Origin of the sequence: Halobacteriovorax sp. (genome assembly GCF_041587335.1) — a bacterium.
In the GTDB taxonomy this organism is placed as follows: Bacteria; Bdellovibrionota; Bacteriovoracia; order Bacteriovoracales; family Bacteriovoracaceae; genus Halobacteriovorax.
The window spans coordinates 1-23616 of sequence record NZ_JBFGYP010000038.1 but is presented as its reverse complement, the minus strand read 5'-3'; the positions used below and the strand labels follow the sequence as shown (position 1 = coordinate 23616).

The following is a 23616-nucleotide window of genomic DNA, read 5'->3' as shown; positions in this document are numbered from 1 at the left end:
CATCCCGAACTCAGAAGTCAAGCTCGTCAGCGGCGAAAGTAGTGCCAGGGGGACTTGGTGTGAGGCTAGCACGATGCACCCATTATTTTAAAAAAGCTCATCTTCGGATGAGCTTTTTTTTTGCCTAAAATTCAGATTATTAAAAAAATTATTTTGTTTTATAGTAGTACCCTAAGAATCCATACATCATATACCTCCTGATATTGTTCTAGGTTGATCTCTAGATAGATAATATAGGGGTAGATATGAAGATAGAAATTGATTCTATCTATGAAGCTATAGAGATTGACCCTAGGTTGTTTCTATTCTAAAAAGGCAGTTATGAAAAAAGAGCAACTAGTAGAGATGGGTTTCTGTATGAAGCCTCATGGAATTAAAGGTGGATTTACTTTCAACCTTACCAATGTAGAAGATAGTGTCTTAAATAAGAAGACTAAGATTACACTATTTCCAAAAGATAAGAAAAGTAGTTTAGATCCAAATGGTGAGACTTTTACTATAAAGTCTATAGCCTTTGGTAATAAAGTCATTTCTTACCTCGAGGAGATTACTGATCGAAATGGTGTAGAAGATATTATTCCCTTTGAGATCTTTATAGACAGAGATTTATTCCCAGAAGTTGAAGAAGACGAATTTTATCTTTCTGATTTAGTAGGTCTAAATGTATTAGTAGATGGGACTGAAGATGTTTATGGTAAAGTATCTGACTTTTACGATAATACAGCACAGATTGTTCTTGTAGTTAAGGGTCAGGGAAAGCAGGTTCAAGAGCTTCCATTTATTGAAGAATTTTTTCCTGAAGTAAATATTGAGGAAGGCTATTTAACGATGGTTATCCCTAGTTTTATTGAGGAAAAGAAGTAATGAGCAGAAAAATTTGGATATTAACAATGTTTCCAGATTTTTTTAGACCACTTTCTGAGGTCGGGGTTGTTGGACAAGTCTTTCAGGGAATGAGGGGGGAGAAATTTGATCTCAATACTCTCTATATTCCAGACTTTTGCGATAAAGGCTTTAAGGGAGTTGATAGTGCTCCGTATGGTGGTGGCCCGGGGATGGTAATGCGCGCTGATGTATTAAAAAAAGCATTAGTTGAGGGCGTTATTGAGAAAGGTAATTATAGTTTAGATAATATAAAGAATGAATTGGCCGTTATATTTACGGCCCCTAGAGGTACTGTTTGGAATAGCTCAACTTGTAAGAAGTTTGCTACTGAGTACTTAAGTTCTCAATCGTCAAAAGACCTAGTATTTATTTGTGGTAGGTACGAAGGTATTGATGAGAGATTTATTGAACAGTATATTGATGAAGTTTACTGTATTGGAGATTACGTATTATCTGGAGGCGAAATTGCTGTAATGGCAATTATAGACTCTGCTTTTAGATTTAGTGAGGGAGTTCTTGGTAATGATGAAAGTGCTATGGAAGATAGTTTTGAATCAAACCTTTTGGAGCACCCTCAATATACTAGGCCAGCAGAGTTCGAGGGGCTTACAGTTCCAAAGACCCTTACAAGTGGTAATCACAAAAAAATTAATGAATGGAAAAATAATAAACAGGTTGAAATGACAAAGAAGTGGAGACCTGACTTAATAGAAAAGGATAGAAAATAGTGCAAAACTTATACTTAGCTCTAGTTCATCACCCGATAAAAAATAAAAGAGGTGATACTGTTACAACTTCTGTAACTAACCTAGATATTCATGACATTGCGAGAAGTTGTAAAACATTTGGTGTTGAAAAGTATTTCATCGTAACTCCACTAAAAGCTCAACATGAACTTGTTAGTAAAATCCTTGGTCACTGGGAAGATGATAAAAATGGTGTTTACAATCCTGATAGGCAAAATGCGCTTTCAATTGCAAAACTAGTGGATTCAATTGAAGATGCTCTAGCTCTAATAGAAGAAAAAGAAGGCAAGAAGCCATTGCTAGCAGTTACTGGGGCAAACTTTGACAGTTTTCATGGGACAACTAGTGAGCTTAAGACAAAAATGGACGAGTCCGATAGGCCTTGTTTACTTTTATTTGGAACTGGATGGGGACTTCATGAAAGTGTGTTAGAGAAGTCTGACTTTATGCTAGATCCAATCCTAGGTGCAGATGAGAATGGTTACAACCACCTATCTGTAAGAAGTGCAGTTGCTATTTATTTAGATAGATATAATCAAAAATAGTTATAAGTTACTAATTTTGAACAATTAAGATGATTGACTAGCAAAGTTATTTCTGGTAATTTTGCAGCTTCAAACTGAATGCTACGTGTGTTTTTTGGGCCCTGAGTCTAATTAAACGAGCCTATGAGTTTACAGAATAGAACTTATCCAAGAATGACATATCGTCAGTCCTATAGAAAGTTCAATAAGATTAGGGAGTTACCCCATGAATTTAGTTGATATTGTTGAAAAAGATCACCTATCAAAAAACGTAGAAACATTTCCAGAATTTAGAACTGGTGATACTCTTGCTGTACATGCAAGAATTAGAGAAGGTGAAAAATCTCGTATCCAGGTATTCCAAGGTGTTTGTATTGGTATGAAGAGTAAGAATGACCTTAACGGACATTTCAGAGTAAGAAAAATTTCTTCTGGTATGGGTGTTGAGAGAGTATTTCCATTTCATTCTCCAAACGTTGAGAAGATTGAAGTTGTTCAACGTGGTAAGTCTAGAAGAAGTAAGCTTTACTACCTTAGAGACAGATCTGGTAAGTCAGCAAGAATTGCTATCGATTACGATAGAAAGTAATTCTTTAAAAAAAGTTTTAATGAAGGGCCCCTATATGGGGCCTTTTTTTTTTGGGATTTAAATGATGTTCGATTTAGAAAAGCTTGAAAATTATGACGTTCTATCTGGCTGTGATGAAGTTGGAAGAGGTCCTTTGGCCGGTCCAGTCGTTGGATGTTGTGTTTTAATTGAAAGAGAGTTCTTAACTCAAGAGAATTTATCCTACTTATTTGAGCTCGGAGTAACTGACTCAAAGAAGTTAACTACTAAAAAACGAAAGAAGCTATTAGAAGTTTTAAATATTGATCACTTTAAGGTGAATGAAGTGAATACTCATCATATTAATAATTCTTTTTCGATATCATTTAGTGTTCGTGAATTATCAAATGAATTAATTGATGATGTTAATATTTTACAGGCCTCACTAATGGCAATGGGTTCAGCATTTCTAGATTGTGACTTAGGTAAGAAATCTAAGCTCCTAATTGATGGCAATAAAACATTAAATCTCAACAAAGAAATGGTAGATGAAGAGGCCGTGGTTAAGGGGGATTCAAGGTCTGTCGTGATTGGACTCGCTTCAATTATCGCTAAAGAATACCGCGATGACTTGATGATTGAATTTTCTAAAAAGTATCCTCAATATGGTCTAGAAAAACATGCAGGTTATCCGACGAAGGCACATAAAGAGGCAATAGTTCAGTTTGGTATAACTCCAATACATAGAAAGAGTTTCAAGGGTGTAAAAGAGTATTGTTAGTTAATTGCGTTATGCGTTAGTGGTGATAATCTCAAGAAGTTAAATTCATTTTTATTCATAAGTAAAATTGACAAGAGTTCTAAAGCACCGTTATCCTATATGAATGAAATTACTTAAACTTAAATCTACACTTATAATACTAACGCTGGCCTTAACATTTCTAGCTACACCTCAAAAAGCAAACGCTATGGATGCAAGAGCTAAAGCGCTCGGTTCAATGGCACTTTACGGTACAGTTGGTGGAGCACTTCTTGGTGCAGCATCTTTGGCCTTTGGAACAAATGGAAGAGCTGTTTCTCAAGGTGCTTCTCTTGGACTATATGGTGGAATTATCTTTGGTAGTTACGTTGTTATTTCTCACTCCATGAAAAGAAATCGCTACAATAGACCAGTATCACCTCCAGTGAATAACAATTACTATCCTGAAACTGGAAATACTCCATACAATGGCTCAACTCCTGCTGGTTCAGGATCAGATGACGATTCGTGGAATTTCTATAATAGAATGAATGTTATGAAAGAACATAGTTCAGATTTTGGTCTTGATATGAGATCTGTAGAGAGACTACAAAAAAAGAAAGGGCCAGAAAGCCCCGTCTTTTTTATGAATTTAGTTAATTATCAGTTCTGAAATGTCTTGCGACGATTTCCGTATCTAGTATTTAGAGTCTCGGTATCGTCGTTTTCAAAGTCCATAATCATTGCTTCCATTGCATCGTACTCAAATAACTTAAATACTTTAAGAAACTCAGTCTTTACATTTGAAAGCTTAATTTGACTCTTTTTATCATTGAGTATTCTTAGAGTTTCAACAAAAACTCCAATTCCAGATGATCCTACGAAGTCTAGTCCGTTCATATCAAGCGTAACGTTTGAAAGAGGGTTATCGTTAATAAGTCCCTCGAGCTCTCTTCTAAAAGGTAGGCTATTTTCAAAATCTAGGCCGCCTTCCATGTGGACAGTAATATTTCCAAGTGAATCTGTTCGTACTTGTGCTTTTAAACTCATATATGTGACTCCTCGTTGAATCTTCGCAAGAACTAATCTATTCTACCATTTGATATTTATAGAATTAAGCCGGTATTTATTTCACCGCGTCAAATAAAAGGGGATTGTCCTTGTCTACTTTAAAACTTGTTACACTCCCTATTGGGAATTTGTCCGATATAACTCCTAGGGCGTTAGAAACATTGAGAAATGAAAGACTTTTTCTCGCAGAAGATACAAGAAATTTAAGAAAGATTTTTGATCTTTTAGACGTAGATGGCTCACATAAGGAAGTGGATTCATTTCATGACCACTCTAAATCTAAGATTGACCACTATGTGACAAAGCTAAAGAGTGGTACAAGTTATGTTCTCGTTTCTGATGCTGGAAGCCCAATTGTATCTGATCCTGCTTTTCCACTCGTTAAGGCATGCGTAGATGCTGGGATTGAGATAGAGACTTGCCCTGGTGTGAGTGCTGTAATTACTGCGCTTGAGCTAAGCGGACTTCCTCCTCAGCCATTTACTTTTTATGGCTTTACTCCTAGAGATGACTCAAAAAAGAAAGAGACTTTTTCAAACTTACTTCAGTTTAGTGGAACATTTATTTACTTTGAAAGTCCTCATAGATTATTAAAAACATTAAAAGTTTTAGCTGATGTTCTACCTGAATCTAATATTGCAGTAGCAAGAGAGCTGACTAAGAAGTTTGAAACAGTTTATAGGTTTAAGGCAAAAGATTGGGAAAGTATTGAGATTAAGAGTGTAGGTGAGATTGTCTTGTTGATTAATCATCAATCTAGTGAAAAATCTGTAGAGGGCAAGAAGTTAGTGAGCCTCGCAAATGAATATCTTGAAAAAAAGCAAAGTAAGAAGAACTTAGCAAAAATTCTCGCTGAAATATTAGATGAAAACCCAAAAGTAATCTATCAGCAGCTAAACCAAGACAAATAGTTGCTAGTGTTTAATATAGGTAAGGATTGCCTGTGAGGAAAGGGCGTTTAATACTCTATTCTCTGCTTTACTATTGCTCACTGTATAGGCAATTAGAATAGACTGGATTCTCAGAAGAAACCGAGCTAAAATATATTTATATAATTTTTTAAGGAAGAAAAATGATTGTACGTATAATTGGTGGCCATGGAGGAGTTTCTCCAGGTTATAGAGCAACAAGCTACTTAATAGACGGTAAACTTCTTATAGATGCAGGCTCAGTAGCTAGTGGAATTCAAATTCCAGAGCAAATATTAATAGATAATATATTAATATCTCATTCTCACCTTGATCATATCTCAGACCTTGCTTTCCTTGCCGATAATTGTTTCGGGCAAAAGGGAAGACCCTTTGAAATACATACAGTTCAAAATGTAAAAAACTCTATCATGACTCACTTATTAAATGATGTTATCTGGCCAGATTTTACAAAATTGCCAAGTGCTAGTAATCCAACTCTTCACTTTAATGAATTAGAGTCTGAGAAACCCGTAAAGATTGGTGACTATACTGTCACTCCAGTTCCTGTAAATCATGATGGTCCAGGGCATGGCTTTATAATTGAGAAAGGGGACTCTTGTATTGTCTTTACTCAAGATACAGGACCTACTGATAGAATCTGGGAAATCGCTAAAACAAAGAAAAACTTAAAAGCAATCTTCTCTGAAGTTAGCTTTCCAAATAAAATGATGCAAATCGCTCTAGATTCCAAGCACCATACGCCAAGTACAATGGTTGAAGAAATAAAGAAAATGCCAGAGGAAGTACCAATCTTCTTAGGACATTTAAAGCCTAACTTTCAAGACCAACTTTTCAAAGAAATTGATATGATGGGTAATGATAGGATCTCTGTACTTGGATCAGATGATACAAGCTACATTTTCTAGTTAAAGCCTGGAGTAATATACGGCTGTGAAGGCGGAAGTATTACAGGCTGCTGCATTGGTGGCATATACTTAGGTGCGAAGCGGATTGTTTCTTCAGCTTTGGGTTTACAACCTTTCTTTACTTTAGTGCTAAATGGATCACTATCGTCGTCTTCCTCTTCCTCACACTCTTCATCATCTTTCTTTTTATCTTTATCTTTTCTAAGCTTTGCTAACTTTACAGGACCAGAAGTGAATAGTCTTTTCTCTGTTTTAAATTTAACAATAACTGGAAATTCTTTATCTTTTCTCTTTGTCGTTAATTTGTCCGTTCCACTTCCGCATGCCTCTCCATCACATTCCCAAGAATAAGATCCTTTTAAGTCTTTAAATTCTTTTTCTTTGATAGAGGCCTTGAGCTTTACTTCTTCTTTTCTTGAACTGTTTTCACCGTCATATGTCACACTTATAGTTAGTTTATTACTATTTTCACCAGTAACTTCCTTGCCGGCCGCTACCGCCTTATAGGAAATTTGATCAAATAGACCCACTTCTATAGTAGCGCCAGTTTTTGAGTCTACTTTATTTTCTTCATCTTTATAATTGATGGTCCAGGTTACTTCAGGATTAGTATCATCCCCTGTGACTACAGCTGTAAGTCTTGTTGTATGTGATTCGAGATCATTTTCTTTTGTTATCTTTATCTCAACTGGAGTAGGGTTTGTAACAGTTAAATCTATTTCTCCCTTGGACGGTGGTACTGCCTTCTCTGGATTAATAGAATGGTTAATCAACTCATAACTTACTTTTGTTGGGGACTCTATTTTACTCGTAATTTTACATGCTAAATTATGTTTATTATCTGGATTTTCTTCACACTGAATACCCTCTGGTAAAGTCCATTCCACTGTAGAGTCTGCCAGCTCTGGGCCGCTAAAATCAGCAGGTGAATCACCTTTGATTAGAGTAAGTGTAATATTATTATTTTCATTTGAAGATTTAAGTTCATACACCTCTTTCTCTGCAGGCTTTTCAGCAGATAGTTCGTCTGGGGCGCAATTAATTAGATATTTTGAACCGTCACCATTTAGGTCTCTCTCATAGTTATTATTACCAATTGTAAACATTTTTACTTGGCCGCCGGCCTTATTATTAAACTGGAACTCCAGTGGCCCTTTAGGATTACCATTTGGCATATCTACTTGGTCAAAGGTCACTTGCTCAGAGAAAGTTTGAAGTGTCTTATTAGACTTAAAGTCCTCTGATGATTTCCTATCGTTGATTATGTCCATAGTATGTCCATCACCACCACCAAAGAGTGACATAGACCAGTCTTCAGAGTCTGCTCCTGGGATATACTTAAAGTTCATTTTCATTTCAACTTTATATGTTCCAGGTTTAGCTTCACTCTCGGTAATTTTACAATTCTGTATATCAAACTGAGCGCCAGCATAGTGAACTGACACAGGTCTTTCAATAAAAGTAGCGTCTGGATTATTTATCTTACTTAGGATTGTTTCTGCATCTAGTATTAAGTCTTTAGTAGGAGAGTCAAATGGATCACTCAAGCTACACATTCCACTATTAACTCCAACTTCTCTTAAGAAAGCATGGCACTCTTTATTCATACTTTTTGCCATCTCTAAGATATCTTCTTTGACTGCTTTAATAGCATCTTTTACATCTGAATCGTATGTTGAAATTTTCTTATCAGAGAACCTTTTATCAATGTCGTCATGGTTGTCTTTGTCATCATAGAATCTTCTTTGATAAAAGTTCCTGGCGATGTCTCCAACAAATAGTCCCCATCCATCAACTTCTCGACCATGTGTTTTAAAGTTGAATTTAGAAAGTGCATCTTTCTCATAATCTTCAATATGATATTTCTTATCTTCAAGTCCTCTCGAAAATAGCACTAGTGCTTGAAGCTTCTCTTTCGTTGTATTCTTTGCCCCTGAGGCAGATGAGTGTCTTTTATTAACAGCATTTTTAAAAGGTGAGCTAAACTCTCTAAGATGGTTCATGACATCACTAGCACTCATTGAGTACTTGTAGTTTTCACTTATATACTTGTCTAAATTCTTTTCATATTCTTTTTGCTCTTCAGGAGAGCTGTCAGCAATAAGGTGATGAGCGTAGGCAAGCTTTTGAAAACTTTCACCTAGCACCTTTTCTGATAGAAGCCTTGCTGACTTTTCTTTATCGTTTAATAATTCATTAACTTTTGCTTGGTACTCTAGGCTACATTGTTCTTTAGTCATAGCTAGAGCATTTGAGTTGAAAAATAAGAAATGAGAAAGCATTAAGCCTACGCTTAATATTTTGTTAACTTGAATAGTAATAACATTATTTCTCTTCATTATTTTTATTCTACCTCAGGAGACTTATCGGACATTAGTAGAAATAGTTTAGCTTTTTAGTTTGGTATTTCTATCCAGTAAAAACAGCCCTTTACAATGATTGGAAACCATATCGAAATTATCTAAGTAGCCAAAAATATATGGCATAGGAGCTGGGCGTCTAAAAAAAACCTTGTCTAAAGAGGTCTCTAATATCATCATGCCTTATCACAATATGAATTAAATACGGAGATTCCATATGGGTTGGTTTGATACGGTTCAAAACCCGAAGCTAAAAAGCGCTAAAAAAGTTTCTACAAATACGCCATCAGGGCTTTGGAAAAAATGTACAAATTGTGCAGAAATTATTCAAAGTGATAAGTTAGATGAGATGTATCAGGTGTGTCCTTATTGCGATCACCACTTCAGACTTAGTGCTCACGAAAGAATAAACCTTATTATCGATGAAGGAACATTTGAGTATCACTTAGAGGATTTAACATCTTCTGATCCTCTAGAGTTTACTGATAAAAAGCCATATAAAACAAGACTAAAAGAAGCCTACGATAAAACAGGTCTTTTAGACGGAACTCTTTGTGGAGTTGGTAAAATCAACAAACAAGAAGTTTCACTTTGTGTTATGAATTTTCAATTCATGGGTGGGTCTATGGGTGTTGTTACTGGTGAGAAAGTAGCACACGTTATGGATATTGCGCTTGAAAAGAAAATTCCTGCAATTGTTCTTTGTTCATCAGGTGGTGCTCGTATGCAAGAGGGGATTTTATCTCTTATGCAAATGGCGAAAACTTCTGCTGCAAGACAAAAGCTTAAGAACGCTGGAATTCCTTTTATATCAATACTTACAGATCCGACAACAGGTGGAGTTGCCGCTTCATACGCAATGTTAGGTGATATTAATATTGCTGAGCCTAAGGCCCTAATTGGTTTTGCTGGACCTAGAGTTATTGAGCAATCTATACGTCAAACACTTCCTCAAGGTTTTCAAAGATCTGAATTCCTATTAGAGCATGGTTTTGTTGATAGAATTGTACACAGACATAAGTTAAAAGAAGAGCTTAGTTACTTTGTTGATTTATTTCAAAATTAAATCTTAATGAGTTACGATAAGCTTAAAGATGAAAAGCTAGATAAACTGCTTCAAAGCTATTTTGGAGCAGAGTTTTTCAATCCAAAACATAGTGAAGTTCGTTCATTTTTTAAAAAATTTAAAACTCAATTTAAAAATTCAAAATGCAAAGTCATCACTGTTGCTGGTACTAATGGTAAAGGGCAGACTGCTCACTTCATAAACGACTACCTCAGTAGTTTAGGCTATAAGTGCGGGCTCTGGACTTCTCCACACGTTCTAAGTGTGACCGAGAGATTTAAGTTTTGTAATGACTATATTTCTCATGATGAACTCGAAGAGGAATTTACAGATTTATACTCTAGTGATTTAAAGCTTAGCTATTATGAGTTCTTGCTCTATTGTTTTTGCTCTCTCTCATCTAAGAGAGACCTAGACTATATAGTGTTAGAAGTTGGGCTTGGTGGAAGATTAGACGCTGTAAACTTCCTTGATGCTGACTACACGCTACTTACTTCTATCTCTAAAGATCATGAGGAGTTTTTGGGGTCTAGTTTATCTGGAATATTAAAAGAGAAGCTTGGAGTATGCAGAGACGGTGCGCCCCATATTTCTTCTTTAGAGCAGGATTATCTTCGTAAAAAACAAGATCATTTCATAGCTAGTGTCGTAGATAAGACTGACCTTTTTGAAGCTGGTATTTTAAAGCAAAGTGATGATTACTTCTTACGTAATAAAGTATTAGCTCTTTATTTTATCAATAAACTTCTTAATAAAACTTCTAATAGGGAAGAGCTTTTGAGTGAGGCATCTAAGTTTGTGTGCAGCGTGACAAAAGGTAGACAAGAAGAAGTGACAATTGAGAATATTAAGTTTATCTTTATAGGTGCTCATAATATCGATGGAATAAGAAAAATGAGAGACTACTTCTTGGCCAATAAGACAGCTGATAAGAGTAGTATTCTCTGTGCTTTTTCTAAGAGAAGTGATGAAGATATTATTTCTAGCTTAGAAATACTAAAGTCTTCACCATGTCTCTGGGATTCTCTCAATGTTACGAGTTTTGAGCATTTAAAGGCATTACCTCTCTCGTCGCTACCTCTAACCGATGGTGTCGCAGTAGTAGAAGATTGGCAAAAGTTTTTAGATAAAGTAATTAACAGTAATAAAGGGCAATGGATTGTCACTGGTTCATACTACTTCATTGGTGAAGTTCAAAAATATCTTAATTCTCGCTTTAGTATTCTTTAGCATCGATTCTCTATATGCAGATGAGCGAGTTAACTTTTCTTTTGGAAATAAGGTTCAAGTATTATCTGATAAGGCCTATCGAAGATCTCAAAATAATGAGTTCGAAGCTGTTGGTAACGTTATTATCAATCACGAAAATAACTCTATTTATGGTGAAAAAGCATCCATTTCATTTAAGACTGGTGATGCGGAAGTCTTAGGTAATGTTCGCTACATTAGTAGTGACATGACTGTGTTTGGCTCAAAGATGGAGTATAACTTCAATACTGCTTACCTTGGAGTTTTTAACGGGAAGATCATTAATTCTAACTATACCGTTGTTGGAAAGTACCTAGCTAAAATTTCAGATAACACTTTTATTGGTAGAGATGCTGAGTACACAACTTGTCGCGACTGTCCTGAATCATGGAGTATCCTAGGTCGTGAAGTAGAAATTACAAAGAATGAATATATTAGAATTAAGCACGCATACATTAAGGTTAATGGTGTTGTGGTTATGTATATTCCCTACATCGTTCTACCTATAAAGAAAGATAGAGAAAGTGGAATCCTTTTTCCAAAGGTTAAAGTCGACTCAGAAGAAGGTGTTCACTTTGGTCTACCTTACTTTTGGGCGATTAGTGAACATAATGATTTAACCTTCACTCCTATGATACGTGGAAGACGTGGGGTAAGTGGAGAGTTACAGTTTAGGCAAGCAATTAGAGGGGATACTTGGCTAGAGCTAAATACTATTGGTGTAAATGATAGAATATGGCGTCCAGGTAAAGATGATTACGAGTTAAGTGGAACACACTCCCAAAGATTTGGTGGGGACTTGGAGTTTCACTCATACTTAGACAACTCAGTTAATTTTCACTCTTATGTTAGTGAGATGTCTGACTTAGATCAAACCCGTGACCTAGACACTTTTCACGACAAAAGAGTTAGAAGTTCTGATCTTGGACTTGAGTCATTTTTAAATATCTACAATTCATACTTTGATATGGGTGTAGAAGTAGATTTTAAAAGAAACTTATTATTTGAAAACCCTAAAGGCTTTGATCATTCTTATGTACAAACATTGCCAAGAATTCATTTAAATTCAATTCCATTTTATATATGGCAAGGTGATTTCTTTGGAGGTAAAAGTCTTAGTTTTCAATGGAAGTCTGAAGCTGCGATATTTAAACAGAACCATGTAAACGAAACAGACTATATTAGAAATGCTACTAGAGTTAATATGAGTCCAAAAATTCTTTGGGACCTTGGTTACCTTGGACCAGTTAATTTTAAGTCATCTGTATCTCTAGATAGACAAGATTATTGGTTTTCTAAAGAAACGGCTGATAAGAAATATTCTAAGAGTGGTTTTATTTATGAAAACGAAGCATCTTTTGAAGTCAGTAAAATATTTGGTTTATCCTATGATGAGAATATTCCTTTAGAGAGAATTGATTTAAAAAAGTCTGAAGGTCTAAGTATTGAAACTAAAGAAGAAGATATAAAGTTTGAAGGCCATGTCGGAAGTGTTCCTCAGATTAACGAGTCCTTTACAGAGGATAAGTATAAAGTCTCTAGAAATAGTTATAGATATTCTCAGGTTTACAAGTTAAAGCACTACTACCTCGCTGATCAAAAACAAAAGGGTAGTCAAAAGTTCGCAGCACAAATTCAAAACAGTGATGGTTTATTTGATTCAAATGATGCTGTTAGAGAGAAAGAGTTTGAGCTCTCTCATGTGTCATCTAGAACCACTCTTCCTGTCTCAAACACTCTTGAACTGCAATGGTCTAACTCTTTAATTAAAAAGCACTCTAAAAAACTAGATGTATTCAAAGATGGAAGACACCTTAGAGACAACTTTAGCTACAGTAAGGTTGCCTATTTTGATGTATCTCAAGGTATCGACTTTAATGCTGATACAGAAAGCTCTCTAGATAAGTTGACGAGGCTTTATATTGGAACTGGTTTTTCTTTGAAAAGTTTCTCTTTTTCTTTATCAGAGTATTTCTACCACCAAAATAATGAACATATTCTAAATTTTAATATAAATCACACTGTTAATAGATTGAACTACGGAATATCTTTTAGGTATGACTCTTTTACAACACCTATAAATAAGACTACAGATTTAACTGCAGGACTAAAAATAAATGATCTCTTTAAGTTAAACACAATTCAAAGATATGATATTGATGAGAGTATTCTTTCTGAGTCTTATTATCAGCTTATTTATTCACCATTAAATAATTGCTGGAAGGCCGATGTTTCATATAAAACAACAGAGTTAGAAAACTCAATTGCTTTTAACTTCTATATTAATTTTAACGAAAATAAGTTTCACTCATTCTCTGGTGGTGAATAAAGTTGAAAGTTGCAATTATTGATTTTGATGATAGTTTCACTTTTAATATATATTCGATCTTAAAAGATCTTAGAGTTGAGGCCTATGTTATCGACTTTAAAAAAGTTCAAATTGACTTTCTTTCAGACTTTACTCATGTCTTATTAGGCCCCGGTCCTGGTCACGTAGATGATTACGACTCTATTTTTCCATTAGTTGATAAGCTCATATTAGATTCACTTAGTGAGAGATATAAACTTCTTGGAATTTGCCTTGGTCATCAATTGATTCATTACAGACTTGGAAGAGAGATCAAGTTACTAAATTCTCCCATTCATGGTCAGAGCTTTAAATTCAAGTTTCCTATCAGTGAATACTTGAGTAAAGAATTACAAGATAATGAGCTTCAATTACAATTTTATAACTCATGGGGAGTTGTAAATGAAAAGTCTAATTTAGATTTTGACCTTGAAATTCATGGTCACTCAGATGAAATCATTGCCAGCTTTTCAAAAAATATAACTACTTACCAGTTTCACTGTGAATCTGTTGGAACTTCTTGCCAGAGAGACTTATTTCATCAAATGCTTGTATAATAGTACTGATGAGCAAGTTAGTTAAGGTCGCAGGTGTTTACGACAAAAGAACTATTCAAAGATTAAAAGAAGTTGGCGTAGATCAGTTCAGCTTTGATTTCCGTGCAAGAAGTTTTAATTTTCTTCAACAACATTCATTTATGAATCTTCAAAAAGAATTGGCCCTAGATGAGAACATGTTCTTACATTTTGAAAATGAGGCCGACTTCGTTATTCATAAAATTATAGATGATCTAAAAACCGAAAGAAATATTAAGAATGTTACTTTAGAGTTTTCAGATTTAAATAGTATCGACTTCTATGAGGCCTTTAAAACACCTTTCATATGGCACTATAATTTAGATTATAAAGAGTTTGATGCGCTTAATAAGTCACAATACCTTCAGGGAATAGTCTTAAAGTTTTCTGATCTATTAAAACTCCACGAAGATGGTGTACTTCATAACTTCTGTAATAACTTCCACTCACTCTTTATTGATTTATTGTCTAAGGAAGATTTTAAATTAACACTTGAGTTAGATTGGGACAGCAACCTATTCTCATCAATTTCAGAGTTCTTTGACTTTGATTTAATCTCAATACCTATTAGTAATAAGGTTGAAATCTGCTACCGTAATGTTGATCTTTCTAAAGTTCAAGATCATGTTCAATATCTTAAAGATTTGAATATTTAGTCCATCTTTACAAATTGAATTTAATTCGCAATATTGCTCTAAAATTAGGAGTTTTTATGAGTTTAAATATTGTAATTAGTAATGATGATGGCGTTTATGCTCCAGGAATCAATGTATTGTTTGAAGTGCTTTCAGAAATTGCAAACGTTGTTATGGTTGCTCCGCTAGAGGAGAGGTCTACAACAGGGCACACTCTAACTCTTGATCACCCATTGAGAGTCGTAAAAATTAAAGAAAATACATATGGATGTAGCGGTTACCCAGCTGACTGCGCCTTAATGGGATTTGGTCATATTGTAGAAAAATCTACAGTTGATTTATTTATATCTGGAATAAATCGTGGCGCGAATCTTGGACAAGATATTTATTACTCTGGAACAGTCGCAGCTGCTAGAGAGGCCACATTCCACAATATACCAAGTATCTCTGTTAGTTCTGCCATGGACTTTGAATCAAATAAAACACCTAATAATGATTATTTCTATACTGCTGCAAACTTTATTAAAAAGCTTGTTCTAGCAGATATCCATAAGCATATTGATCCTATGACAGTTATTAATATCAATGTTCCAGAAGTTCTTGAGAGTGAGATTAAAGGCGCTGAAGTTACTCACTTAGGGTTTAGAAGATACTCTGAAAATATTGATAAAAGGACAGACTTTAGAAGTAGAGAATACTATTGGATTGGTGGAAATTATAATGGTCATAATAATGACGCAGGTTCAGATTGTTCAGTCGTTGAAGAGGAAAAAATTTCCCTGACTTGTCTAAATTTACTATCACAAACAACCGAAGAGCCTAGTAAGTGGAGAAAATTCTTAGATGAATTAAGCTAAGTATTTAGAATCTCGCACTAATTGGGGGATTGGTTTGAAATTTACTGTCATTTTATTGGCGCTAACGGTGTTTAGCTTTTCTTGTTCTCATATGGGAAGTGGACAATATGTTCAAATCAGAAAAGGTGATTCATACGTTAAGATAGCTAAAGAGTTTAAAGTTGATAAGTGGCTTCTTGAAGAAGCAAATAATAAAAAAGCACTCAAAGTCGGCGAGTGGTTCTTTGTACCACTTCAAAGAGGTCTAATGGGTGCTAAGGCCGTTCGTATGCCAGCAAGTACTGCTCAATATATGGCGAGTGGAAGGTATGCTTGGCCAGTTCCTTCAAGCTCTAGAATCAGTTCAGGTTTTGGACGTAGGTGGGGAAAACACCACGATGGAATTGATATTCCTGCGCGTACTGGAGCTCACATTGTAAGTGTAGACTCAGGTGTTGTTGTCTATTCAGGAAAAGAATTAGGTGGCTACGGAAATATCACTGTAATTGCACATAAGAATGGAATTTTCTCAGTATATGCTCACGCAGAAAAAAACTATACAACTAAAGGTGAGAAGGTTCACAAGGGACAAGTCATTGCACTAGTAGGAAGTACTGGGAGATCAACAGGCCCTCACCTACACTTTGAAGTTCGAAGAAATTCTAAGGCATTAGACCCAAATAGTTTTGTTAGTTATAAGAGCAAGTAGTCTTATTTCTTAAGTGAGTCCATGATTAGTAGATAGAGTTTAGCGGTATTAACCGCATCTTCTAAAGCTGTATGAGCGACATCTCCCATATTGAAATGCTTCATTAATCCAGATCCACTTTGACAGGCATCTGGAAGAAGCTTCATATCACAAAGACTTCTCACAACACTTGAAAGATCAAGCACTTGATGATGAAAATGCTCTCTCATAAAGTTCCAGCTAAGATCTCTATTTAAAAATGGAAGGTCTATGGCATTTAATGATTTTCCAAATAGGACAATTTTATCTTTATCTGATTTTCCAAAGTACTTAACGACTTCTTCATCGTGAAGATATTGTTCAAGAAGGTTTTTAAAGTCTTGAAGTTCTTCGCCTTCATTATGAGCTTTATTTATAAGTTCTGTATTGTGATCTATTACCCATTTATCAAGTCTAGGTTTTAGCTCTTCAAAGCTTGGGCATTTTATATACCAATTTCTTTCTAAGTGGTGAGCAATTTCTCCTGTTTCACTACAGAAGGGAACCATTCCAAATTCGATTATATAATCATTCTCTGCTAGCCCTGTTGCTTCAATATCAAAAGAGAGGTATTTCATTTTTTTATTCCTAATTAACTATTAATTTCTTTGATTATTCTAATTAAATTCTGGGCCGCCGCCAAGAGCTTTCTATAAATAACTAATGTAAATGGTTGGACTTTCCCACTCTAGGATATCTCTTACGAGTTTAAAGCAGCTTAATATATTTTCATTTATAACACATTTTTTACAAACACCTTCGCCCATACATGAACTGGCAACTGGGATGTTATTGTCCTGTAAAAATTCTAAAATAGTTTTATCTAAATCTTCTGCTTGAAGTTGAATTTTTTGTATCTCAGTTTGGGATGCTTGCCCGAAAATGATTACTTGTTGCATGACTTATAATTAGGAACTCGGTCATCAATAAGGAGAGACTTCGTACTTCCCCGTTTATAGTGAATCCAAACACTTCCTAGGTTTGATTTATGGTAAATTGGAAAGCTTGTATTTAAGAAAGTCTGTGTTTGCTTTTCTGTTGATCGATCCGACTCATAAATCATACGCTCTGGATTTAGTAGGAAGAGATATCTTGGAAAATCTAATACAGTTAATACTTCTTGTGGTGTCTTGGCCCCAGCAATATTGTATTCAATCATATTGAATAGGTGCTGACCACTATCTCTTCCCTTTGTAGATATTAGAGAGAGACTTGTTTCTGGAGTTTTGATAAAGCATACCGCATTTTGAATACCCAGGTTTTCTGGAAAGAAGGAGTAAGTTCCTTCATAGTTTTTAGATGTATTTGGAGATTGATTGCTTATTCCAAAAAATGTTTCACCCTTATAAGTTATTGAGTAAGGATGAGCATTATGCCCCTTATCCTTATTTATTAAATAGACAGCATTTTGATAGATTCTCATATCAAAATTACAGTTTGCTATTTTTCCATTACCTATATTAAAGGAAAATAAGTGAGAGTTTTTCTTATTTTTCTTATAACTTGCTTGGCTGATTAGAGGCCATAGCTTAAAGGTCTTAAGTCCCTCTCCAGGTCTTAAAACTTGATCCCCTTTAAAGAAAAACTTCTTTAAGCTTTTATTGTTAATTAGACTTGCTTTATTATTTAACAGAAAGAGTGCAAGTTCTTTATCTACAGATGTTTGGTAAGGAAGAATATCATCAACAATTCTTGCTAGGTAATTTAATGACCTTCTAGATTTATACCTTCTGAGTAAATCTTTTAGAGAATTAAAAAATAGGTTGGAGTCATTATTAGATTTAAGAGCGTAGTTCTCATAGACCGGTGACTTATCATTTGTATCAACAAACTGAATTGCAGAACCTGGAGAGACCTTCTCTGGCCTTATGTGCATTTGAATAAGTGACCAAATAACAAAAACATCAATAGGCTTTAATTTATGTTTTTTAGCAGCAATTTCAATTCGCTCTTGAAAGAGGTCGTGATCGCCACTAGATGAACTAGTGAGAGTTAGCTCATTATTTTTAACAGAGCATATTCTATTATTTAAATCTTTCTTAAAGACAATCTCCTCATTTGGCTGATCTAGTTTAATGAATAGACTACAACTAACTAACAAGGATGAAGAAATAAGGAAGGTTGCAAGTTTACTAATCATCTAAGTGATAGAGACCATCAATAACTTCTTGGTCCATTTCCTCAATTTGCTCTAGTGAGTACTCAGATAATTCATCTTCAACAAAATTTAGTGAAGAAGCTGATTCCTTTAGAGACTTAACTAGAATTAATACCCACATACCAGACTGGTTTGAACCAGTATTTGATTGAGTCTTAATATCTATAATCTGAAAGCCTCTATTTATAAAAGAATAAAATATTTTATCGAATTCTTTTTCTCTGTAACCAATCTTACGTATTGGTGGTGAGGGAATATAAAATGTAAATGATTGTATTTTGTAGTGCTTTGGAAAGAATAACTCTCTAACTGAATGATAGACTTTTTGGATTGGACCCATAATGACACTACTTATGTAACTTGTTCTTATACTAATAGAATAGACTGTAATAAATTTTTGTCAACTCGATCTCTTATATTTGATTCTTATTTTTTGGAAAGAATTGCCTAGAAAAGTTTTTTCTTATTTTTTTCTAAAAACAGGTTATACTTTATTTGTAAATGACAGGAAGTCAATTACGTATGAGGCAGGATGCCGAAAGAAGGGGCCACTTTGCAGGGGGCCCCTTTTTTATTTCTATCTATAAATTTCTAAATCTTTCAAATCTTCTTTCGTAATACCACTAGCAAGTTTTATAATTTCAAACTTACCATTTACTGGTTTAAATATTCCATAATCTGTTACAACAACGTCTACAACATCTACTCCTGTTAATGGTAGAGAGCATGTTTGCTTTAATTTAGACGTTTGATCTTTACTAAAGTGAGACATCATTACTATTACACAGCGTGAACCATTTACTAAGTCCATTGCTCCACCCATTCCAGTAACTTTCTTTCCTGGGATCATCCAATTTGCTAAAGATCTCTTTGTATCAACTTCCATTCCTCCAAGTACACAGTAGTCGATATGTCCACCACGAATCATACCAAAACTAAGAGAGCTATCAAAAAAGCTCGCACCATCTTTGATTGAGATTGTCTCTTTACCTGCATTAATTAGGGTAGGAGAAACTTCGTCATGCTTTGGCCTACCCTTCACACCTAGAACTCCATTTTCAGAGTGAATCATTATTTCTAGATTTGAAGGAATATATTGAGCAACAAGTGTTGGTAGTCCAATTCCTAGATTTACAGAGCTTTGTGGCTCAAAAAGCTCAATTACTTCTTTTGCCATTTCATCTTTTGACCAAGTCATTACTCTTCCTCAACTTTTAAAAATTCAATATCGTTTTTGTAATTAGAACCTTGAAATATTCTTTGAACAAATATTCCTGGAAGGTGGATGTCCTCTGCAGGTATGTCTCCGAGTTCTACTAGTTCTTCAACTTCAACTATCGTTGTCTTTGCGGCCATGGCCATAAGAGGTGAGAAGTTTCTGGCAGTTTCTTTAAACCAGAGGTTTCCATATTTATCACCTTTTTGAGCTTTAATGATTGCGTAGTCTGCATGCAGTGCTGTCTCAAGAATACATGGCTTATCAAACTCTTTAACTTCTTTACCCTCTGCTACAAGGGTTCCATAACCAGTAGGAGTATAGAAGGCCCTTATTCCAAGTCCTGCGGCCCTGATGCGCTCACTAAAAGTTCCTTGAGGAACTAACTCTACTTGAACAGTGCCTTCAAACATTTGTTTTTCAAGATCTGGGTTTCCACCTACATATGAACAAAAGGCCTTAGATATCTTATTTTGTACTAATATTTTAACTAGTCCTCTTCCAGAATTACCAATGTTGTTAGAGATTACTGTTAAGTCGTTAATATCTAGACCTGCTAATGCATCAATACAATTTTCTGCAATTCCACAAAGGCCAAAGCCGCCACTCATGACACTAGAGCCAGATGTTATATCTGCACAGGCCTCTTTTGCATTCTTATATATTTTAGTTTTCATCTTTTTCCTTTAAAATATTGTAAACTCTATTTAGAAGTGACTTTAGCTTGGCCGGTGTCATAGTATATGGAGGAGCGATAATTAAGCGTTGCCCTACTATCGCAACAAGTATCTCTTGTTCAATAAACTTCTCAAAGGCGGGCTTAGTTTTTAAATCTACGGCCATCAGAAGACCCACTTGTCTCACATCGCTAACAGTGGAGAGTTGAGATAGTTTATCCTTAGCCTCTATGAGTTTAAGTTCTAAATTGCTAAAGTTAATCTTAAATTGGTCAGAAGTAATATCATCGATGACTGCACTCATTGCTGCAAGTCCAAGTGGGTGAGCGTAATTTGTTAATCCACAGCTCAAAACTTTTGTATCATATACTTTTGATATTTTTTTGGTTGTCCAAAGAGCTCCAAAAGGTATGTATCCTCCTGTTATAATCTTTGCCATACAGATAATGTCTGGGCGTATTGAAAAATGCTGAAAGCCAAAAGCTTTTCCAGTTCTTCCAAAACCACTTACAACTTCATCTAAAATAATTAAGAAATTATACTTCTTCTTTAATTTATTAAGAGCATTCCACCAAGATTTTGGAGCAGAAAATACTCCATTACCACCAACGAAAGTCTCTAGACAGATTGCTGCAATTTTCTCCGCTCCAACCTTCAGGATCAACTTTTCAAGTGCTATTGCCTTTGGGTCATCTATTGGATCAGGTATTCTCTTAGTCCACTTAGAAACAGTCTGATGATCTTTATTTCTCCAGTCCCCAGTAATGCTTAATGCACCAAGAGTAGCACCGTGATAAGAGTTTTCTCTTGCTAGTACAATATTTTTCCCCGTAATTTGTCTTGCTATCTTTAGGGCATTTTCTACACTCTCAGCACCTGAAGTCGTATAGAATATTTTTCCTGGTAAATTAATTAACGAGAGTAGCTTTTTTGTAGCGTCTTCTTTTAGATCAAAAATTCCCTTTGGGCTAGATATTGGGAGAGTATTCAATTGTTTTTTGATTGCGTCTTTTATAGGTTTATATGAATGTCCAAAAGCTGCTTGGTAGCTTGTTGATGAAAGGTCATATAATTTTCTTCCATCATTTGTGATATAGCATGGGCCTTTAGATCCCTTGATATCTATCTTGAGTGCATTATTTTGAGCGGTCCATGTAAGATAGAAAGGGTAGTTTTTCATGTGCTAACTCAACTTTTTTTAAGTGTGAATGATTTATCTTCACTGTTTAATTGATAAGTATACTCTTTATAATTTTTGTCATATTCAGGACAACCTCTCCAAAACTGAATCTCTCCAGTTGAAAGGTTTGCCATTCCACCACCACAAGTTTGTGAAGGGTCTTTTGATGTTCCAGTATCATAATGTGAACAAATAGATGTAGGGTATCCTTCATGACTTTGAAGTAATGCTTTTAATTCCACACTATTTGTAACTTCGCTGGCCTTGTCTTTCAGTATTTCAAATCTAGGAAGACTAGTCGCGCTCACATTCTTATCACTTTCAATCTTAGCGACATTTTCCCCGAGACAGTGATTAGTATGAAAAGAGACACCACTTTCACCGTCACCATGTGCGTGTACTAGGTCTTTTTGAGTCGGTGTAATTTCCCATTGCTCAGCTCCGTTAGGAGTAGAGATTAAATAGTTATGACCAGAAGTTACCGGGGCCTTAGTCAAGATATCTCTCATTTGAGTTAAGTTCTTACCCTCTAATACTTTTCGAACTAAAGAAGGCCAAATTAAACCTTTCTCTGCTTTAGTAGTATTAATATTGTTCACTCCAATTAGGCAACTATCTGCACTTATTCCCATAAGTCCCACACAGCCTGTAACTGTTAAAATTAGTGATTTACTTGCATATTGTGTCTCAGGTATTTCAATTATACATAAGTAGTTCTTTGCGCTTGAATGCATATCCCATGTTTGACCACTTAAGATATTCTTTTCATTTTGAACCTGTACTGTTGAACAGCCTTGATCAAGTAACTCAATATCTCTAAAGTCAGTATAATTATTTAGGATTACAATATCAGTAAGTGTAAGATTACTTCCCGAGGCAATGCCTTGGATCTCTTTAGCTGATTCTCCACAATATTTAAGTGTTTGTTCATATTGGGCAAGTGCCATTGGCTCCAAGTGGTTTGCTAGAGAAGGGTTTCTCTTAAGCATAAGTTCTTTTCTTATATGGAAAAGATCTTTTATTTGCTCTCTATACTCTTCACCATGTGATAGCCCCCAGTCGTGATAACTTTGGCCTGCCACATACTTAAGAATAGGAAACCCTGAATCATTCATTATAACTCTTCCTTTAAAAATTCTTTCATTGCTGAGTAACTAGGATTCACAATGAATTTATTTCCTTCAGTTAGAAAGTATCTTTGAAGTTGAACCGAGATATTACCAATAAAGTATCCACATCCATTTTCAATTTCCATTTCTGAAATTTGGTGTTGCTCTAGGATTTCAGTGAGTTTGTTTGTGAAGTCTAGCCTAACCTGGAAATATTTATCTAAATCAGATGTCATATTTTCAATGGCCTTTGTACTGTTTGCAAAAGAAAACTCATCTCCATCCCAAGTACTTATGAGCATCAATGGTTTTGCTAGAAAGTTTTCTTTTTTCATGAAGCAAAGACCGGCCTGTCCACCAAGGAATGTCATTGCAGCATCTGGAGTTAGCTCAGAGTCGTTAGAAGTGAAGAAGTGATCTCCTGAATATCTATAGAAGTTTGAAGCTGTTTCATTGAAGATAACTTTTGTTTCAAATTCTCTTGCAGCGTCCATGATCTTTTTAAGAACATCTTTTGATACTTTTTGCATTGAGTTTTGTAAGAGAGGCTCAATCCAAACTGCCATAGTTTTATTAGTGCTTAATATATTTCTTAATTCTTCAATTATAGAGTCAATGTTGTCTTCTGTAGGGTGGTCTAAGTGAGTAACATTGAAAAAATTGTCATCATTGATACTTAAAGATCTTGAAAGAAAACTTCCCTCTCCAAAGTAGTGTCCCTTAAAAGTGATCATATGATTTGTTTTTTCTTCTTGGTTAAACCAGATACTTTTGGCTAGCTTATCCACACACTCTGATTGCCCAGAAGTTGTATAAGCATGCTGAAGTTCTTTAGGTAATAGATTTTGTAACTTAGATAAATCTTCTAAGAATCTAGTTGATACAAAGTTTGATAGGCATACTTTATTGATGAGGTAAGGAAGTTGCTCAGTAATAAATTCTCCTGTTAAATCTTTGCTTCCAAGAGGAGAGTTTATAGCATCACTTAAGATAAGAGAGTCTTTCTTAAATGTAGTAGGGCAAGAGTAGTAGAGAACATCTCTATACTTTTCAAAGTCAGGGTAGTCTTCAGTCATGTACATGATTTCATGAGCACCGAGAGAAAGGTTAATATTTAACATACTCGCTGCCAT

The 23616-nt window shown here is 35.1% G+C and carries 26 protein-coding genes; 15 read left to right on the top strand and 11 right to left on the bottom strand.

What is annotated here, in order from left to right; all coding sequences use genetic code 11:
• Nucleotides 1-321 precede the first annotated feature (321 nt).
• The 6 genes from rimM (at nt 322) to ABX784_RS07810 (ending at nt 4114) form a co-directional block, all read left to right on the top strand.
• On the top strand, nt 322-864 hold the full coding sequence (rimM, locus tag ABX784_RS07835; protein WP_372654467.1) for a ribosome maturation factor RimM: 543 nt from the start codon (nt 322-324) through the stop codon (nt 862-864).
• Nucleotides 864-1613 (top strand): tRNA (guanosine(37)-N1)-methyltransferase TrmD, encoded by a 750-nt coding sequence (gene trmD / locus ABX784_RS07830; RefSeq protein ID WP_372654466.1) that lies wholly within the window; start codon nt 864-866, stop codon nt 1611-1613. The genes rimM and trmD overlap by 1 nt, the downstream gene beginning before the upstream one ends.
• Nucleotides 1613-2176: an RNA methyltransferase gene (locus ABX784_RS07825; RefSeq protein ID WP_372654465.1), complete on the top strand. Its 564-nt coding sequence runs from the start codon at nt 1613-1615 to the stop codon at nt 2174-2176. The genes trmD and ABX784_RS07825 overlap by 1 nt, the downstream gene beginning before the upstream one ends.
• 205 nt (nt 2177-2381) lie before the next feature.
• Nucleotides 2382-2744 (top strand): 50S ribosomal protein L19, encoded by a 363-nt coding sequence (gene rplS / locus ABX784_RS07820; protein ID WP_372654464.1) that lies wholly within the window; start codon nt 2382-2384, stop codon nt 2742-2744.
• Nucleotides 2745-2805: 61 nt separating this feature from the next.
• Nucleotides 2806-3483, top strand: a complete 678-nt coding sequence (locus tag ABX784_RS07815) for a ribonuclease HII (protein WP_372654463.1) — start codon at nt 2806-2808, stop codon at nt 3481-3483.
• Between the two features lie 103 nt (nt 3484-3586).
• A complete protein-coding gene (locus ABX784_RS07810) occupies nt 3587-4114 on the top strand; it encodes a hypothetical protein (protein ID WP_372654462.1) in 528 nt (175 codons plus the stop codon).
• Here ABX784_RS07810 and ABX784_RS07805 read toward each other — a convergent pair.
• Nucleotides 4105-4491, bottom strand: coding sequence for an STAS domain-containing protein (locus tag ABX784_RS07805; protein ID WP_372654461.1), 387 nt, complete (start codon nt 4489-4491; stop codon nt 4105-4107). The two genes, ABX784_RS07810 and ABX784_RS07805, sit on opposite strands and share 10 nt — an antisense overlap.
• Before the next feature lie 110 nt (nt 4492-4601).
• Between ABX784_RS07805 and rsmI the strand changes: the two genes are divergently transcribed.
• Both rsmI and ABX784_RS07795 read left to right on the top strand, forming a co-directional pair.
• Nucleotides 4602-5423, top strand: a complete 822-nt coding sequence (gene rsmI / locus ABX784_RS07800) for a 16S rRNA (cytidine(1402)-2'-O)-methyltransferase (protein ID WP_372654460.1) — start codon at nt 4602-4604, stop codon at nt 5421-5423.
• 161 nt (nt 5424-5584) lie between these two features.
• Nucleotides 5585-6349, top strand: coding sequence for an MBL fold metallo-hydrolase (locus ABX784_RS07795; protein WP_372654459.1), 765 nt, complete (start codon nt 5585-5587; stop codon nt 6347-6349).
• On the opposite strand, the gene ABX784_RS07790 is transcribed toward ABX784_RS07795, so the two are convergent.
• Entirely contained in the window at nt 6346-8688 is a 2343-nt protein-coding gene (locus ABX784_RS07790; RefSeq protein ID WP_372654458.1) for a hypothetical protein, read from the bottom strand. The genes ABX784_RS07795 and ABX784_RS07790 overlap by 4 nt on opposite strands.
• Before the next feature lie 238 nt (nt 8689-8926).
• Here ABX784_RS07790 and accD point away from each other — a divergent pair, with 238 nt between their 5' ends.
• Genes accD through ABX784_RS07755 form a run of 7 tightly spaced genes read left to right on the top strand, consistent with a single transcriptional unit; the run spans nt 8927 to nt 16125 of the window.
• Nucleotides 8927-9775, top strand: coding sequence for an acetyl-CoA carboxylase, carboxyltransferase subunit beta (gene accD / locus ABX784_RS07785; protein ID WP_372654457.1), 849 nt, complete (start codon nt 8927-8929; stop codon nt 9773-9775).
• A 6-nt stretch (nt 9776-9781) separates the two neighbouring features.
• Nucleotides 9782-11005: a hypothetical protein gene (locus ABX784_RS07780; protein WP_372654456.1), complete on the top strand. Its 1224-nt coding sequence runs from the start codon at nt 9782-9784 to the stop codon at nt 11003-11005.
• Nucleotides 10962-13352: an LPS-assembly protein LptD gene (locus ABX784_RS07775; protein ID WP_372654455.1), complete on the top strand. Its 2391-nt coding sequence runs from the start codon at nt 10962-10964 to the stop codon at nt 13350-13352. Before ABX784_RS07780 ends, ABX784_RS07775 begins: the two co-directional genes overlap by 44 nt.
• 2 nt (nt 13353-13354) lie before the next feature.
• The gene (locus ABX784_RS07770; protein ID WP_372654454.1) at nt 13355-13927 is read left to right on the top strand and encodes a hypothetical protein; all 573 of its coding nucleotides are present in this window, start codon (nt 13355-13357) and stop codon (nt 13925-13927) included.
• 8 nt (nt 13928-13935) lie between these two features.
• Entirely contained in the window at nt 13936-14601 is a 666-nt protein-coding gene (locus tag ABX784_RS07765) for a hypothetical protein (RefSeq protein WP_372654453.1), read from the top strand.
• Nucleotides 14602-14657: 56 nt separating this feature from the next.
• Nucleotides 14658-15437, top strand: coding sequence for a 5'/3'-nucleotidase SurE (gene surE / locus ABX784_RS07760; protein ID WP_372654452.1), 780 nt, complete (start codon nt 14658-14660; stop codon nt 15435-15437).
• A gap of 34 nt (nt 15438-15471) precedes the next feature.
• A complete protein-coding gene (locus tag ABX784_RS07755) occupies nt 15472-16125 on the top strand; it encodes a LysM peptidoglycan-binding domain-containing M23 family metallopeptidase (RefSeq protein ID WP_372654451.1) in 654 nt (217 codons plus the stop codon).
• Between the two features lie 2 nt (nt 16126-16127).
• Here ABX784_RS07755 and ABX784_RS07750 read toward each other — a convergent pair whose 3' ends face one another.
• From ABX784_RS07750 to ABX784_RS07710, 9 genes are all read right to left on the bottom strand, one after another.
• On the bottom strand, nt 16128-16721 hold the full coding sequence (locus ABX784_RS07750) for an exonuclease domain-containing protein (protein ID WP_372654450.1): 594 nt from the start codon (nt 16719-16721) through the stop codon (nt 16128-16130).
• 72 nt (nt 16722-16793) lie between these two features.
• Entirely contained in the window at nt 16794-17042 is a 249-nt protein-coding gene (locus ABX784_RS07745) for a 2Fe-2S iron-sulfur cluster-binding protein (RefSeq protein WP_372654449.1), read from the bottom strand.
• On the bottom strand, nt 17030-18283 hold the full coding sequence (locus tag ABX784_RS07740; protein ID WP_372654448.1) for a hypothetical protein: 1254 nt from the start codon (nt 18281-18283) through the stop codon (nt 17030-17032). The genes ABX784_RS07745 and ABX784_RS07740 overlap by 13 nt, the downstream gene beginning before the upstream one ends.
• Entirely contained in the window at nt 18276-18641 is a 366-nt protein-coding gene (locus tag ABX784_RS07735) for a hypothetical protein (protein ID WP_372654447.1), read from the bottom strand. The genes ABX784_RS07740 and ABX784_RS07735 overlap by 8 nt, the downstream gene beginning before the upstream one ends.
• A gap of 237 nt (nt 18642-18878) precedes the next feature.
• Nucleotides 18879-19499, bottom strand: a complete 621-nt coding sequence (locus ABX784_RS07730) for a 3-oxoacid CoA-transferase subunit B (protein ID WP_372654446.1) — start codon at nt 19497-19499, stop codon at nt 18879-18881.
• Complete coding sequence (locus ABX784_RS07725) at nt 19499-20194, bottom strand: CoA transferase subunit A (protein ID WP_372654444.1); 696 nt, start codon at nt 20192-20194, stop codon at nt 19499-19501. The genes ABX784_RS07730 and ABX784_RS07725 overlap by 1 nt, the downstream gene beginning before the upstream one ends.
• The gene (locus ABX784_RS07720) at nt 20184-21374 is read right to left on the bottom strand and encodes an aminotransferase class III-fold pyridoxal phosphate-dependent enzyme (protein ID WP_372654442.1); all 1191 of its coding nucleotides are present in this window, start codon (nt 21372-21374) and stop codon (nt 20184-20186) included. Before ABX784_RS07720 ends, ABX784_RS07725 begins: the two co-directional genes overlap by 11 nt.
• An 8-nt stretch (nt 21375-21382) precedes the next feature.
• On the bottom strand, nt 21383-22489 hold the full coding sequence (locus ABX784_RS07715) for a C45 family autoproteolytic acyltransferase/hydolase (protein ID WP_372654440.1): 1107 nt from the start codon (nt 22487-22489) through the stop codon (nt 21383-21385).
• The coding region (locus ABX784_RS07710) for a hypothetical protein (protein ID WP_372654438.1) at nt 22489-23616 on the bottom strand (1128 nt) is incomplete at its 5' end. The genes ABX784_RS07715 and ABX784_RS07710, both read right to left, overlap by 1 nt.